The following is a 14,116-nucleotide window of genomic DNA, read 5'->3' on the forward strand; positions in this document are numbered from 1 at the left end:
AGGACGCAACGATGCAGCCCGACATCAGGCGTTCAGTCGACGCCGTGTGGCGGATCGAGAGTGCCCGCATCGTCGCCACGCTGACCCGCGTGACGGGCGACCTCGGTCTCGCCGAGGACCTGGCCCAGGAGGCGGTCGTCGACGCGCTGGTGCAGTGGCCGGAGTCCGGCGTCCCGGCGAACCCGGGCGCCTGGCTCACGGCCGTGGCCAAGCGCAAGGCGATCGACCGGTGGCGCCGCGACACCTCGCTCGACCGGCGGTACCGCGCCATGGCCCACGAGGCGGACGAGGCGGGCGAGGACGAGTGGCAGGCCATCGATGACGACGTCCTGCGCCTCGTGTTCATCACCTGTCACCCCGCACTGTCGCGGGAGTCGCAGGTCGCCCTCACGCTGCGCGTCGTCGGCGGTCTGACCACCGAGGAGATCGCCAGGATGCTGCTCGTGCCGGTGCCGACGGTGCAGCAGCGGATCGTCCGGGCCAAGAAGACCCTCGCGGCGGCCCGCGTCCCCTTCGAGGCGCCGGAGGCCGACGAGTGGACCGACCGGCTGGCCGGGGTGCTCGCGGTCGTCTACCTGGTCTTCACCGAGGGGTACGCCGCGACCGCCGGCGACCGCTGGATCCGTCACGACCTCGCCCGGGAGGCCCTGCGGATGGGTCGCGTCCTGGTGGGGCTGCTCCCCCGCGAGCCGGAGGTCCACGGGCTCCTGTCGCTCATGGAGCTGCAGGCGTCACGTTTCCGCTCACGGATCGCACCGGACGGCAGTGCGGTGCTGCTGGCCGACCAGGACCGGTCGCGGTGGGACCACGCGCAGATCGAGCGGGGGCGCGAGCTGCTGCGTCACGTCGACGAGATCGGTCGAGGACGCGGGAGCTACGCCCTCCAGGCGGCCATCGCGGAGTGCCATGCCGTCGCCGCCTCGGTCCAGGAGACCGACTGGGGTCATGTCGTCGTGCTGTACGAGGCGCTCGGTCGGCTGGCTCCCAGCCCGGTGGTCGACCTCAACCGTGCCGTTGCCGTGTCCATGGCCGGCGACACGGTGGAGGCCCTGGGCATCGTCGACGCGCTGGCCGCTGCCGGCTCCCTGCGGGGATCGCACCTGCTGCCCAGCGTCCGGGGCGAGCTGCTGACCCGGCTCGGACGGGTGGACGAGGCACGTTCCGAGCTGCTCACGGCCGCCGGGCTGACCCGCAACGACCGCGAGCGTGAGGTGCTGACGGCGAAGGCCGCAGCACTGCGGCCCTGACCCTCAGTCCGCCTTCTGCAGCAGGACCCGCAGCTCGTGGACCTCCGAGCGCAGCGACTCGATGTCACGCCGGGTCAGCTCGCTGTCCTCGTCGACCTCGTCGGAGATCCGTTCGATCAACCACGACGCGAACGACGCCGTGACGATGCCGAGCACCGCGATGCCGCTGAACATCAGGGCCACCGCGATGGTGCGGCCGGTGGCGGTGACGGGATAGACGTCGCCGTACCCGACCGTCGTCATGGTGGCGCACGCCCACCACACGGCGTCGCCGAACGAGGTGATGGTGCCGCCCGCACCCCGCTCGGCGTCGAGCACGGCCAGGGAGCCGATCAGCACCAGCAGCACGACCGATCCCACCAGGTAGGTGCCCACCTGTCCCCGCAGGCTCGAGCCGGCGTGCCGGTTCAGCACGTTCAGCAGGGTCACCAGCCGCAGCAGCCGCAACGGTCGCAGCAGGGGCAGCACGACCACGGCCAGCTCGAGCAGATGGCCGCGCACGAAGGCGCGCCGGCTCTCGGCCATCCACAGCCGGACCACGTAGTCGACCGCCAGCGCTCCCCAGGTGACCCACACCGCGACCGTGCACGCGGTCCGCCAGCCGTCGGGCAACCCGGGGTCCAGCACCGGCCAGGCGTACGCGCCCAGGAAGACGAAGGTCAGCACGGTCAACGGCAGATTCGTGGCACGGTCCCACTGTTCGGTGCGTTCCGACATGGCCGCGATGATGTCATGCGGCGGCGACGCTGTCGCCTCGGTCGACGACGGCGCCGAAGCCCTCAGCCGGTCGTGCGCCAGGTGTAGCGAGCGCCCTGCGAGGCCGACGGGTCGGTGATCGTGACGATGACGTCGGGCAGGGCGGCGCCCACGTTCTCGCCCTCCGCCTCGGTCATCTGGCAGGTGAGCTCGAAGTCACGCACCAGCTCGATCCGCGGCGGACACGTGACGGTCACCTGGCGGCCGAGGTTGCGGCTCGCCTGCGCCGTGATCGTCTCCACGATGTCGACCGTCGAGAAGCCGGACAGGTCCTGCGTCGGCACCGCCGCATCGGGCGCGTCCTGCGCCTCCTGGTCGTCGAGGAACCGCAGCAGGAAGATGACCGCTGCGGTGAGGACCAGGGCGATCGCGAGCACGTAGAGCGCACGCCGCACGGTCTGGGCGGTCGACATGGGAACCTCCGGGGATGTCGGTCGGACGCCGCGATGCTACCCGCCGGTCGCCGTCGGCGCTCCCCCCGAGGGTGCGAATGAGCTGGCCTGTAAGCCGGATTCTGTCGGCCCGCCGCCGGAGCGACGGGCCGGGCGACCATCCATCTGGGACGCCCATTGCTGGACGCCTCGTGCGACCTACCCGCTGACATCGGACGAGCCGCCCGTCAGCGCGGGCACCGCCGCCGGAGCCGCGATGCCCTCTTGGTCTTGCTCCCGGTGGGGTTTACCGAGCCGTCCCGGTCACCCGGGGCGCTGGTGAGCTCTTACCTCACCGTTTCACCCTTACCCGCACCCCCGCTCCGAGGAGAGGGGGCCGCTGGCGGTCTGTTCTCTGTGGCACTGTCCCGCACGTCGCCGTGGGTGGCTGTTGGCCACCACCGTGCTCGGTGGAGTCCGGACTTTCCTCGACGTCCCCTCGCGGGTGCGCCGCGGCCGCCCGGCCAACTCATTCGCAATCCCCCATCCTACGCACGTCGGCGATGGGCTAGGCTTGGATCATCGAAAGGGAGTAGTCCCCAACGGTCGTGTCGACACACTGAGAGTCCCTCGCGGGACGATCCGGCACGGCAGGCCAGGCCCTCGGGTCCGGCGGACGAGACTTTCGACCGGATTCGTGAACCACGAGCCCGGTCGAGGCTCGTCGTCACAGCGGCTCTTCGTCCGGGAGGACGAGGGGCCTTCTTCATGTTCGACGCACTGGTGCTCAGCACGGTGGTGATCTTCGTCGCCGAGCTGGGCGACAAGAGCCAGCTGATGGCGATGACGTTCGCGTCGCGCTACCGGGCTCGCGACGTGCTGATCGGGATCACGCTGGCGACCGCGGTGGTCCACCTGGCCTCGGTGGGCATCGGCTACTGGGTCGGCGAGGCCTTCGGCGAGTACCAGGCGTGGATCTCGATCGCAGCCGGTGTGGCCTTCGCGGGTTTCGCCCTGTGGACCCTGCGCGGTGACCACCTCAGTGAGGACGAGGCGCAGAAGGCCACCGCGGCCACCGGACGGGCGATCCTCGCGGTGGGCCTGGCGTTCTTCCTGGCCGAGCTCGGCGACAAGACCATGCTCGCGACCATCACCCTGGCGGTCGACCACGACTGGTTCGGCACGTGGATCGGAAGCACCCTCGGGATGGTCGCCGCCGACGCCCTCGCGATCGCGGTCGGCGCGCTGCTCGGCCAGCAGCTCCCCGAGAAGATCATCCGCTACGGCGCAGCCGCGGCCTTCGCCGTGTTCGCCGTGGTCCTCGTCGTCGAGGGTGTGTCGATGCTGTGATGCCGGGCCCACCGGCGGCGGATAGGGTCGCCGGGTGCTGATCCTCCTCCCCCCGTCCGAGGGCAAGACACGACCGGTGGACGGGGCACCGCTCGACCTCGCTGCACTGAGCTTCCCGCGGCTCACGAAGGTCAGGGAGCAGCTCGTCTCGTCAGTCGTGCGCCTCAGCGGTGGTCGGGAGTCACGGGCCATGGAGGTGCTCGGGCTGGGGTCCACCCAGGCCGACGCGGTCGCCCGCAACGCCCGCCTGCGCGAGGAGCCCACCGCGCCGGCCGGGGAGGTCTACACCGGGGTGCTGTTCGGGGCGCTCGACCTGGCCACGCTCGAGCGTGACTCCCGGGAGCGCGCCGACCGCGTGGTCGCTGTCGCCAGCGCCCTGTTCGGACTGGTCCGGCCGACCGACCCGATTCCCGCGTATCGGCTCTCCGGCACCGTCAGCCTGCCGCGGCTCGGTCCGGTCGCCGGCCGGTGGCGAGACCTTCTCCCCCGCGTCCTGGACGACGAGGTCGCCGACGGCCTGCTCGTCGACCTGCGGTCCGGAACGTACGTCGCCCTCGGACGGCCTTCACCGGCGTTGGCCCCGAGGACCGCGACCCTGCGGGTCCTGCACGAACGCGACGGCACGCGGTCCGTGGTCAGCCACTTCAACAAGGCGACCAAGGGCCACATCGTCCGTCAGCTCGTGGGTCAGGACCGGGTGCCCGGGTCGGTGGACGACCTCACCGACCTGCTCGGTGATCTGGGGTGGACGGTCGAACGGTCCGGCAACCGGGTCGACATCGTGGTGACCGAGGTCCGCACGCACTGACGCGAGCGTCAGGGGACGTGCGAGAACGCCCGCAGGCTCGGGGCACCTCCGGGCCACCAGGCGATCGTGGTGAGCGAGGCCGGCGCCAGCTCCATCCGGTGGATCACGTGCATCGGTGAGTCCAGCGCCAGCCGCACCAGCAGCTTGATGGGCGTGACGTGGCTGACCGCCACCACGGTCTTCCCGGCGAACCGGTCGACCAGCCCGGTGAGCGCCTCCTCGGCACGGGCGGAGACGTCGTCGAACGACTCGCCGCCGGGCGGAGCGACGCTCGTCGACCCGAGCCAGGCGTCCATCTCTGCGGGCCACTTCTGCATGATGTCGGTGAAACCGTGCCCGTCCCACTCCCCGAAGGCGGCCTCCGCCAACCCCGGTTCGAGCTCCACGTCCATCCCGAGACGCCGGGCCACGATGCCTGCGGTCTCCTGGGTCCTGCGCAACGGTGACGACACGATCGCCTCGACCTGGCCGAGCCGGTGCAGGTGTTCCGCGGCCCGCTCGGCCTGCGCCTCACCCTCGGCCGTGAGCCCTGGGTCGGTGCCGCCGCTCCCGCAGAACAGCTTGCCGACGGTGTTGGTGGTGACCCCGTGCCGCAGGAGCACCAGGGTCAGGGGGTCGGCATCGCCTCGGCCCCGCCACCCCGCGACCGGGCTCGTCGGGCTGGTCACAACCCGGACTCGGCGGTGCGCACCAGCACCCGGCTGCACTCGGGGCAGCGCAGCACCTCGTCGTCGGGCTTGGTCGCGATCTCCCGCAGGTCGGCTCCGTTGATCTCCAACCGGCAGCCCTCGCAACGACGGGCGCGCAGGGCAGCGGCTCCGGTGCCGTACTGGGTCCGCAGCTTCTCGTACAGGGCCAGGAGGTCGTCGGGGACCGAGACGGCGAGCACGGCGCGCTCCTCGGCGGCCTCCGTGGTCCGGGCATCGATGTCGGCGAAGGCCGCGTCGCGGGTGACGGCGTGGGTGGTGATCTCGGCGGCGACACCGGCCAGGTCCTCGAGCACGACGGCGAGCTCGGTCTCGGCGGACTCCAGGCTCTCCATCACCTCGAGCTCGGCGTCCTCCAGGGTGCCGATCCGCCGCTCCAGGGCGACCAGCTCGTGCTGGAGGCTCTCGAGGTCCTTGGGGTTGGAGACCTGTCCGGAGTTCAGTCGCTCCTCGTCGCGGGTGCGACGGGTCTTGACCAGCTCGACCTCGGCGTCGGCCTTGCGCTGCTCACGACCGAGGTCGTCGACCCGTGTCTGGAGCTCGATCCGCCGGCTGTCGAGCTCGTGGGCACGCTGCTCGAGCTCGGCGATGACGGTCAGCTCGGGCAGGGTGCGTCGGCGGTGGGCCAGCTGCGCGAGGGTCGCGTCCTGTCCCTGGAGGTCGAGCAGGACGAGCTGGGCGGACGGATCGGCGTTCAGCGGGAGCTCCTGGAGTCGGGGCGGACGGAAGCCGTCCACGGGTCGGTCACGAGGGTCGAGACCTGGGTGCTCACCGTAGCGCCCAGCCGGGCCCCAACCTCGCGGGCCGCCACCGGCAGCCAGGTCCACTCCGCAGCCCAGTGCGGCACGTCGACCACCGCACAGGCGCCGGGGGTCTCCAGGTGCTCACTGACGACGTGGTGCTTGAGGTCGGACGTGACGTACACGTCGGCTCCGGCGGCTCCGGCGGCTCCCAGGAGGAAGTCGCCCGAACCCCCGCAGAGGGCGACCGTGCGGACGAGTCGCTGCGGGTCCCCCGCCACCCGGGTCGCGCTGCGGTGCGCCGGGAGCGATGCCGTGACGTGCTCGGCGAACGCCGACAGCTCCATCGGCTCGGGCAGGACACCGATGCGGCCGCTGCCCCGGTCCGACGGCGCTGCCGCCGTCTCGACCAGTCGGTACGAGACCTCCTCGTACGGATGGGCGGTGCGCAGCGCCTCCCGGACGGCCTCGCGGACAGTGCGGGGGGCGACCAGCTCGAGCCTGGCCTCCTCGACGTGCTCGATCTCGCCGACGGTGCCGATGGCCGGTCGGGCCCCGGCGAGGGGCCGGAACGATCCGATGCCCGTCGTGCCGAACACCGCCTGGTCGTAGTCGCCCACCTTCCCCGCCCCGGCGGCGTGCATGGCCGCGGCGACGGCCGATGCGTCGCCGACCGGGACGTGCACCGCCCAGGCGTCGAGCGGGTCGGCAGGATCGGGGTCGAGCGGTCGCACGTCCTGGAGCCCGAGGGCCGACGCCATGGCCTCCGACACCCCGAGCGGCGGGCAGTCGGCGTTGGTGTGACAGGTGTGCAGGGCGATGCCGTGCCGGATCAGGTCGTGGACGACCCGCCCCTTGGGGGTGCTGGCGGCCATCGAGGTGACCCCCTTCAGCCACAACGGGTGATGGGTGACCAGCAGGTCGACACCGGCAGCGACGGCCTCGTCGACGACCGCCTGCACCGGGTCGACGGCGAACAGGATGCTCGAGACCTGCGCGTCGGGGTCACCGGTCACGGTGCCGACGGCGTCCCAGTCGTCGGCCCACCGGGGGTCGTACAGGCCGTCGAGCACGGCCACGACGTCTCGCAGGGTCGTCATGGATGCAGCCTAACGGCCGCGCTGGCCCGGGGCGGGCGGCCGGACCCGTCGCTCAGCCGACCTGGGCCAGGGCGAACGGCAGCACGCCCGACGCGCCGGCGAGCCGCAGCTCCCGGGCGGCGACGGTGAGGGTCCACCGGCTGTCGACGAGGTCGTCGACCAGCAGGACCGGCCCGGACAGTCCGGCGAGCTCGGCGGCGAGCGGACCACCGACGCTGAAGCGACCCCACACCGAGGCCAGGCGGAACGCACTGTTGCCACCGGGACCCACCACCGGCACGTCCGGGTCGACGTCGAGGGCGCCGATGAGGGGCAACCGTCCGATGCGGGCCAGACCCTGCGCGAGGGACTCGACCAGCAGGGGGCGCCCCACCGACGGCATCGCCACGACGGCGGCCGGTCGTTCGGCCCAGCCCCAGTCCCGCAGGGCCCGCACGCACGCAGCGAGCAGGTCGTCACCGACCGGGCCGTCGGCCCGCCCGGCCGCGAACACCTCGCGCAGGGGTCCGCCCCACCCCAGGTCGGTCAGCCGGGCCAGCACCCGGCCGGTCTCGGCCCGTTCGGCCGGCGGCAGCTTGCCGCCCACCTCGACGCCGAGCCGTGCGACGCCCTGCGGCCACATGGCCCGCGGTTCGACCGGGACCCCGACCCGGTCGAGGACCCCTGCCGCCGCCGTGGTGGCCCCCTCCGCCACCTCGCTGGGGTACCAGGCCTCGGTGCACACGTCGCACCGGCCGCAGGCCGCTGCCGTGGGGTCGTCGAGCTGGCGCTGCAGGAACTCCATCCGGCAGACGGTGCCGCGCTCGTACTCGAGCATGGCCTGCGCCTCCGCGTCGCGGGCGCGCGCGATGCGCTCGTACCGGTCGGCGTCGTAGACCCAGGGGCGACCGGTCGCGACCCATCCGCCCGAGACCCGCTGCACGGCGCCGTCGACGTCGAGCACCTTCAGGAGCAGCTCGAGGCGGGTGCGCTTGAGGTCGACCCGGGCCTCCAGCGCCGGGGTCGACAGCGGATCGGCGCCCAGGGCCGCGATGACGGCCTGCGCCCGCTCGGGGTCGGGCATCGACGCGGTGGCGAAGTAGCGCCAGATGTCGGTGTCCTCCTGCCCGGGCAGCAGCAGCACGTCGGCCGCCGCGGTGGCGCGGCCGGCGCGGCCGACCTGCTGGTAGTACGCGACCGGCGACGAGGGGGCGCCGAGGTGCACGACGAAGCCGAGGTCGGGCTTGTCGAACCCCATGCCGAGGGCGCTGGTGGCCACGAGCGCCTTGACCTCGTTGGCCTTCAGCGCCTGCTCGAGTCTCTCGCGGTCGGCCGGGTCGGTGCGGCCGGTGTAGGCACGCACCTGGTGACCCGCCTCGGCCAGGACCCGTGCGGTGTCCTCGGCTGCGGCGACGGTGAGCGTGTAGATGATCCCGCTCCCCCGCAGCTCGGCGAGATGCCCCACCAGCCACCCGAGCCGCTCACGCTGGTTGGCCAGGCTGAGCGACCCGAGACGCAACGACTGCCGTGCCAACGACCCGCGGAGGGTGAGGACGTCGTCGCCCAGCTGGTCGGCGACGTCGGCGACGACCCGGGCGTTCGCGGTGGCCGTGGTCGCCAGCACCGGGACGCCGGCCGGCAGCTGTCCGATGAGGTCCGCGAGCCGGCGGTAGTCGGGACGGAAGTCGTGCCCCCAGTCGGAGATGCAGTGCGCCTCGTCGACCACCAGGAGCCCCAGCCGGTCGACGAGCGCCGGCAGCTGCTCGGCCCGGAACCGGGGGTTGTTCAGGCGCTCGGGCGAGACCAGGAGCACGTCGACGTCGTCGGCGTCGAGGCGGGCCCGGGCCTCGTCCCACTCGTGCGCGGTGGCCGAGTTGATCGCCACGGCGCGCACACCGGCCCGCTCGGCCGCCGCCACCTGGTCGCGCATGAGGGCCAACAGGGGTGACACGAGCAGGGTGGGCCCGGCTCCCGCGGCCCGCAGGAGCGACGTGGCGATGAAGTAGACCGCGGACTTGCCCCATCCCGTGCGCTGCACGACCAGGGCGCGCCGGTGGTCGTCGACCAGCGCCGTGACCGCCTCGAGCTGTCCGTCGTGGAACACCGCGTCGCCGCGGCCGGTCAGGCGACGCAGCGTCGACAGGGCGGCCTCGGATGTGCTCATGGGCTCATCGTGTCAGCCGGGTCGGACACCGCGTCCGGCGAAGCGCGGGCGAGCGACGCGGACGGGTCAGGCCGGCTCGAGGAAGGCCGTCAGGAGGGCCGGGATCATCTCGGCCAGCAGCGCCAGGTCCGCCTCGTCCGCGTCGGTCTCGAGGAACGCGTCGCGCATGGTCATCTCCCACGCGCCGATCAGGACGACGGCGGCCTGGTCGATGGGGACGATCAGGCGCCGGTCCAGCAGACCGAGTCCGCGTTCGAGCAGCTCGGTGAAGTCGCGCCGGGTCTCGGTCCACAGCTCGCGGTAGACCTCGGCGATCTGGCGTCCCCGGATGCCGTGGGTCACGAACTCCTGGTGCACCAGGAAGCTGGTGCGGTCCTTCGGGTAGGCGGCGAGGAAGTGGTCGGCCGCGCGCATGATCGAGCCGATGTCGTCCTCGGCGGTGAGCTCGGACTCCATGGCGTCCTGGACCATCTGCAGCATGGCGTTCTTCTCGCGGTCGAACAGGTCGAGGATGAGCTCGTCCTTCGACTCGTAGTTGGAGTAGAACGCCCCGCGGGTGAAGCCGGCCCGCTCGCACAGCATCTCGACCGTGGCACCCTGGATGCCGGTCTCGGCGAGCAGCGCCCGAGCGGCCTCCAGGAGGCGGTCTCGAGTGGCCTCACGGCGCCGGGTCGTCACCCGGGAGACCGTACCCGATCGGTCCTCTGCCGGCTGCCGAGGCAAGGTGCCGCCGGGGGTCGGTGGGCGAAGAGGGTCTCGAACCCCCGACCTTCCGGGTGTAAGCCGGACGCTCTGACCAACTGAGCTATTCGCCCTGGAACGGGTGCAACAGCGCGCCACGCTATCGCATCCGGCGGGGAAAGAGGCACGGCCGCCAAGGTCTCGGGTCCCGGGCGGCCGTGCTGGTCCATTCAACCGCACCGAAGGTTCAGCTCGCAGGGAAATGAACCAATCGGCGCCGGTTCAGGCGAGGTCGGCCAACGCCGCCCGGTACTCCTGCAGCGACCGGGCGTCGGGGATGCCGTTCTCGATCTTCCAGCGCACGACTCCCTCGCGGTCGATCACGTAGGTGCCGCGGTCCGGGGCGCCGGCGCCCTCGTTGAAGGTCCCGTAGGCGCGGGAGACGTCGCCGTGCGGCCAGAAGTCCGAGAGGATCGAGAAGGTGTAGCCGTCGCGCTCGGCGAACGCCCGGTTGGAGAAGAAGTGGTCGCACGACACCGCCAGCACGGTGGTGCCGCCGGCGTCGCCCTCGAGGTCGGCGAGGTTGTCCCTGATCTCGCACAGCTCACCGGTGCAGATGCCGCTGAACGCGAAGGGGAAGAACACGAGCACCACGGCGCTCTCGCCGCGGAAGGACGACAGCGAGATGTCCTCGCCGTGCTGGTTCTTGAGGGTGAAGTCAGGGGCCGGGGAACCGATCTCGATCGTCATGCCCCCAGCCTAGGCCCGCCCGCTCGCGACGGCGCGACCACCGAGCGCAACCACGCAACGCACCCACGGGTCGCACCCCTGGGCCGAGCGCAGCGAGGCAGGCGCCCGGGCGAAGCCCGGCACCGGCGAGGAACGAGCCGGTGGTGCGGCGACGAAGGAGCCGCGCGCCCTAGCGTTTGTGCGTCGACAGCTTCGTGACCGCCCAGTTGCCGCCGGTCGACGACGTGGTCGTGGTCGAGAGTCCGGCCACGGGTGCCGCCTCGCCGATCTCGGCACCTTCGACGTAGCCGGGCTGCCCGACCTTGGGGGTGAGCAGCCAGATCGAACCGCCCTCGACCAGGTCCTGCAGCGCATCCATCAGGTCGTCGGCCAGGTCGCCGTCACCGTCGCGCCACCACAGGATCACGCCGTCGACGACATCTCCGATGTCCCCGCCGACGAGGCCACTGCCCGTGACCTTTTCGATCGCGTCCCGCAGCTCGTCATCGGTGTCCTCGTCCCAGCCCAGCTCCTGGATGACGGTGTCGGGGATGAATCCCCACTTGGCCGCGTCCACGATCCTCCTTGCTCGTCGGTGTACCGAAAACCTACTGAAAAGTAGGGTCTCCTGCACGTTTACCGGTCTCACCCTAGCGAACTTGTCGTGGAAGGATGGACACGTCCACGAGACACCGAGGGAGACACCATGCCGTCATCCGGCCCGTCCGACCGCCAGCCCGTCATCCACGAGGGTCTGCCCACCCAGCTGCCCGACATCGACCCCGAGGAGACCGCGGAGTGGCTCAGCTCGCTCGACGACATGGTCGACAGCAGCGGGCGGTCGCGGGCCCGGTACCTGATGCTGCGACTGCTGGAGCGGGCCCGTGAACGAGCGGTCGGTGTGCCCGCGCTGCGCAGTACAGACTTCATCAACACCATCCCGCCCGAGCGTGAGCCGTGGTTCCCCGGCAACGAGGCGATCGAGCGACGCATCCGGTCCTACATCCGCTGGAACGCCGCCGTCATGGTGTCGCGCGCGAACCGTCCCGGCCTGGGCGTCGGCGGCCACATCGCGTCGTACCAGTCGGCGGCCAGCCTGTACGAGGTCGGCTTCAACCACTTCTTCCGGGGCAAGGACCATCCCGGGGGCGGCGACCAGATCTACTTCCAGGGTCACGCGGCGCCCGGCATCTACGCGCGGTCCTTCCTCGAGGGCGGACTGACCGAGACGCAGCTCGACCGCTTCCGTCAGGAGCACTCGCACGGTGCGGGCAACGGGCTCTCGTCGTACCCGCACCCCCGCCTGATGCCGGGCTACTGGGAGTTCCCGACGGTCTCGATGGGCCTCGGGGCGATCAACTCGATCTACCAGGCGCGGTTCAACCGCTACCTGCACAACCGCGGCATCAAGGACACCAGCCAGCAGCACGTCTGGACGTTCCTGGGCGACGGCGAGATGGGCGAGCCGGAGTCGCTCGGTGCCATCGGCCTGGCGGCCCGGGAGGAGCTGGACAACCTCACCTTCGTCGTCAACTGCAACCTGCAGCAGCTCGACGGCCCGGTCCGCGGCAACGGCAAGATCATCCAGGAGCTGGAGTCGTTCTTCCGCGGTGCCGGCTGGAACGTCATCAAGGTGGTGTGGGGCCGGGAGTGGGACGACCTGCTCGCGCGTGACGCCGACGGGGTCCTGGTGAACCAGATGAACCGCACCCCCGACGGCGAGTTCCAGACCCTCTCGGTGGAGTCCGGTGCCTACAACCGCGAGAACTTCTTCGGGCCCGACCCCCGTCTGCGGTCGATGGTCGAGCACCTCAGCGACACCGACATCGAGCGGCTCCCGCGCGGCGGTCACGACTACCGCAAGGTGTACGCGGCGTTCGACGCGGCGAGCAAGCACACCGGGCAGCCGACGGTGATCCTGGCCCACACGATCAAGGGCTGGCTGCTGGAGTCCTTCCAGGGTCGCAACGCCACCCACCAGATGAAGAAGCTGACCAAGGACGACCTCAAGGGGTTCCGCGACCGGCTGAACATCCCGGTGTCGGACGAGCAGATCGACGGCGACGCGCTCGCGCCGTTCTACCACCCCGGTCCGGAGAGCGAGGAGATCCGGTACATGGTGGCCCGGCGCGAGGCGCTGGGCGGCTCGCTGCCGCGGCGGGTCGTCGACCCCGCACCGGTCACGCTACCCGCCGCGTCGGCCTACGCCGAGCTGAAGAAGGGCTCGGGCAAGCAGCAGATCGCCTCGACGATGGCGTTCGTGCGGCTGTTGCGCGACCTGATGAAGGACCCCGAGATCGGACGGCGGATCGTGCCGATCGCACCGGACGAGTACCGCACCTTCGGCATGGACTCGATGTTCCCGTCGGCGAAGATCTACAACCCCGCGGGTCAGACCTACGACGCGGTCGACCGCAAGCTCCTGCTCGCCTACAAGGAGTCGGCGCAGGGTCAGCTCCTGCACGAGGGCATCAGCGAGGCCGGCGCCATGGCGTCGGCGATCGCCGCCGGCAGCTCGTACTCCACGCACGGCGAGCCGATGATCCCGGTCTATCTCTTCTACTCGATGTTCGGTTTCCAGCGCACGGGCGACTCCATCTGGGCGATGGCCGACCAGCTGTCCCGGGGCTTCCTCGTCGGGGCCACGGCCGGTCGCACCACCCTGACCGGCGAGGGGTTGCAGCACGCCGACGGCCACTCCCCGCTCCTCGCGCAGACCAACCCCGCCGTGGTGCACTACGACCCGGCCTACGGCTACGAGATCAGCCACATCGTGCAGTCGGGCCTGGAGCGCATGTACGGCTCCACGGAGTCCCACCCGCACGGCGAGGACATCGTCTTCTACCTCACGGTCTACAACGAGGCGATCACGCAGCCGGTCGAGCCCGACGACGTCGACGTCGACGGCATCCTGCGGGGCGGCTACCTCCTGCGGCCGGCCGCCGACGGCACCGCCACGGCCCGCATCCTGGCGTCCGGCGTGTCCGTGCCGTGGGCGTTGGCCGCGCAGCAGATCCTCGCCGCCGACTTCGGTGTGGCCGCCGACGTCTGGTCGGTCACCTCGTGGAACGAGCTGTCCCGCGAGGCCCTGGCCGTCGAGGACTGGAACTTCAACCACCCCGGCGAGACCGAGCGCACCCCGTACGTCACGGGCGCGCTGGGCGACGCCGTGGGCGTGACGGTGGCGGTGAGCGACTACATGCGAGCGGTGCCCGACCAGATCGCCCGCTGGGTGCCCGGCACCTGGCAGTCGCTCGGCGCCGACGGATTCGGGTTCGCCGACACCCGCCCGGCGGCCCGGCGGTTCTTCCAGATCGACACCGAGTCGATCGTGGTGTCGACGCTGCACGGGCTGGCGCGCCGGGGTGAGCTGGACCGCTCCGTCGTCGTGGACGCGGCCCGGCGCTTCCGCATCGACGACCCGACCGCGGTCGCCGACGTGCCCCAGGAGGGCGCCGACGCCTGAGGGATCGGTCACGACCGC

General features: G+C 71.6%; 13 protein-coding genes, 1 tRNA gene and 1 other RNA gene. 4 read left to right on the forward strand and 11 right to left on the reverse strand.

Annotation, left to right across the window (positions count from 1 at the left end):
• Positions 1-44: 44 nt before the first annotated feature.
• The gene (locus tag HMPREF0063_RS08140; RefSeq protein ID WP_245527696.1) at positions 45-1,247 is read left to right on the forward strand and encodes an RNA polymerase sigma factor; all 1,203 of its coding nucleotides are present in this window, start codon (positions 45-47) and stop codon (positions 1,245-1,247) included.
• Positions 1,248-1,250: 3 nt separating this feature from the next.
• Here HMPREF0063_RS08140 and HMPREF0063_RS08145 read toward each other — a convergent pair whose 3' ends face one another.
• The 3 genes from HMPREF0063_RS08145 to rnpB form a co-directional block, all read right to left on the reverse strand.
• Positions 1,251-1,964, reverse strand: coding sequence for a potassium channel family protein (locus tag HMPREF0063_RS08145; RefSeq protein WP_007078189.1), 714 nt, complete (start codon positions 1,962-1,964; stop codon positions 1,251-1,253).
• Positions 1,965-2,026: 62 nt separating this feature from the next.
• A complete protein-coding gene (locus HMPREF0063_RS08150) occupies positions 2,027-2,416 on the reverse strand; it encodes a hypothetical protein (protein WP_007078190.1) in 390 nt (129 codons plus the stop codon).
• Between the two features lie 74 nt (positions 2,417-2,490).
• Positions 2,491-2,906, reverse strand: an RNA gene (gene rnpB / locus HMPREF0063_RS16070) — RNase P RNA component class A.
• Positions 2,907-3,142: 236 nt separating this feature from the next.
• Between rnpB and HMPREF0063_RS08155 the strand changes: the two genes are divergently transcribed.
• Together HMPREF0063_RS08155 and HMPREF0063_RS08160 are read left to right on the forward strand one after the other, a co-directional pair.
• Complete coding sequence (locus HMPREF0063_RS08155; protein ID WP_007078191.1) at positions 3,143-3,724, forward strand: TMEM165/GDT1 family protein; 582 nt, start codon at positions 3,143-3,145, stop codon at positions 3,722-3,724.
• A 34-nt stretch (positions 3,725-3,758) separates the two neighbouring features.
• Positions 3,759-4,532, forward strand: coding sequence for a YaaA family protein (locus HMPREF0063_RS08160; protein WP_007078192.1), 774 nt, complete (start codon positions 3,759-3,761; stop codon positions 4,530-4,532).
• An 8-nt stretch (positions 4,533-4,540) separates the two neighbouring features.
• Here HMPREF0063_RS08160 and HMPREF0063_RS08165 read toward each other — a convergent pair whose 3' ends face one another.
• The 8 genes from HMPREF0063_RS08165 to HMPREF0063_RS08200 all read right to left on the reverse strand — a co-directional run bounded on the left by HMPREF0063_RS08165 (position 4,541) and on the right by HMPREF0063_RS08200 (position 11,209).
• The gene (locus tag HMPREF0063_RS08165) at positions 4,541-5,200 is read right to left on the reverse strand and encodes a histidine phosphatase family protein (RefSeq protein ID WP_007078193.1); all 660 of its coding nucleotides are present in this window, start codon (positions 5,198-5,200) and stop codon (positions 4,541-4,543) included.
• Entirely contained in the window at positions 5,197-5,976 is a 780-nt protein-coding gene (locus HMPREF0063_RS08170; protein ID WP_007078194.1) for a zinc ribbon domain-containing protein, read from the reverse strand. Before HMPREF0063_RS08170 ends, HMPREF0063_RS08165 begins: the two co-directional genes overlap by 4 nt.
• Positions 5,934-7,079 (reverse strand): Nif3-like dinuclear metal center hexameric protein, encoded by a 1,146-nt coding sequence (locus HMPREF0063_RS08175; protein ID WP_007078195.1) that lies wholly within the window; start codon positions 7,077-7,079, stop codon positions 5,934-5,936. Before HMPREF0063_RS08175 ends, HMPREF0063_RS08170 begins: the two co-directional genes overlap by 43 nt.
• Before the next feature lie 52 nt (positions 7,080-7,131).
• On the reverse strand, positions 7,132-9,222 hold the full coding sequence (locus HMPREF0063_RS08180) for a RecQ family ATP-dependent DNA helicase (protein WP_007078196.1): 2,091 nt from the start codon (positions 9,220-9,222) through the stop codon (positions 7,132-7,134).
• Positions 9,223-9,288: 66 nt separating this feature from the next.
• Positions 9,289-9,900 carry a TetR/AcrR family transcriptional regulator gene (locus HMPREF0063_RS15765; protein WP_007078197.1) on the reverse strand — a complete coding sequence of 204 codons (612 nt, stop codon included), beginning with the start codon at positions 9,898-9,900 and terminating at the stop codon, positions 9,289-9,291.
• Positions 9,901-9,963: 63 nt separating this feature from the next.
• Positions 9,964-10,037: transfer RNA gene (locus HMPREF0063_RS08190), tRNA-Val, on the reverse strand.
• Positions 10,038-10,185: 148 nt separating this feature from the next.
• Entirely contained in the window at positions 10,186-10,653 is a 468-nt protein-coding gene (locus HMPREF0063_RS08195; protein ID WP_007078198.1) for a peroxiredoxin, read from the reverse strand.
• Between the two features lie 169 nt (positions 10,654-10,822).
• Positions 10,823-11,209 carry a DUF3052 domain-containing protein gene (locus tag HMPREF0063_RS08200; RefSeq protein ID WP_007078199.1) on the reverse strand — a complete coding sequence of 129 codons (387 nt, stop codon included), beginning with the start codon at positions 11,207-11,209 and terminating at the stop codon, positions 10,823-10,825.
• Positions 11,210-11,338: 129 nt separating this feature from the next.
• Between HMPREF0063_RS08200 and aceE the strand changes: the two genes are divergently transcribed.
• Positions 11,339-14,098 (forward strand): pyruvate dehydrogenase (acetyl-transferring), homodimeric type, encoded by a 2,760-nt coding sequence (gene aceE / locus HMPREF0063_RS08205; protein ID WP_007078200.1) that lies wholly within the window; start codon positions 11,339-11,341, stop codon positions 14,096-14,098.
• Positions 14,099-14,116: the final 18 nt, after the last annotated feature.

This window comes from Aeromicrobium marinum DSM 15272, assembly GCF_000160775.2.
Lineage (GTDB): Bacteria > Actinomycetota > Actinomycetes > Propionibacteriales > Nocardioidaceae > Aeromicrobium > Aeromicrobium marinum.

What these genes read in the sequence shown, in the direction of transcription:
- HMPREF0063_RS08145 (WP_007078189.1), bottom strand. Translation starts at nt 1,964, where the DNA reads ATGTCGGAACGCACCGAACAGTGGGACCGTGCCACGAATCTGCCGTTG.
- aceE (WP_007078200.1), top strand. Translation starts at nt 11,339, where the DNA reads ATGCCGTCATCCGGCCCGTCCGACCGCCAGCCCGTCATCCACGAGGGT.
- HMPREF0063_RS08150 (WP_007078190.1), bottom strand. Translation starts at nt 2,416, where the DNA reads ATGTCGACCGCCCAGACCGTGCGGCGTGCGCTCTACGTGCTCGCGATC.
- HMPREF0063_RS08155 (WP_007078191.1), top strand. Translation starts at nt 3,143, where the DNA reads ATGTTCGACGCACTGGTGCTCAGCACGGTGGTGATCTTCGTCGCCGAG.
- HMPREF0063_RS08175 (WP_007078195.1), bottom strand. Translation starts at nt 7,079, where the DNA reads ATGACGACCCTGCGAGACGTCGTGGCCGTGCTCGACGGCCTGTACGAC.
- HMPREF0063_RS08180 (WP_007078196.1), bottom strand. Translation starts at nt 9,222, where the DNA reads ATGAGCACATCCGAGGCCGCCCTGTCGACGCTGCGTCGCCTGACCGGC.
- HMPREF0063_RS08195 (WP_007078198.1), bottom strand. Translation starts at nt 10,653, where the DNA reads ATGACGATCGAGATCGGTTCCCCGGCCCCTGACTTCACCCTCAAGAAC.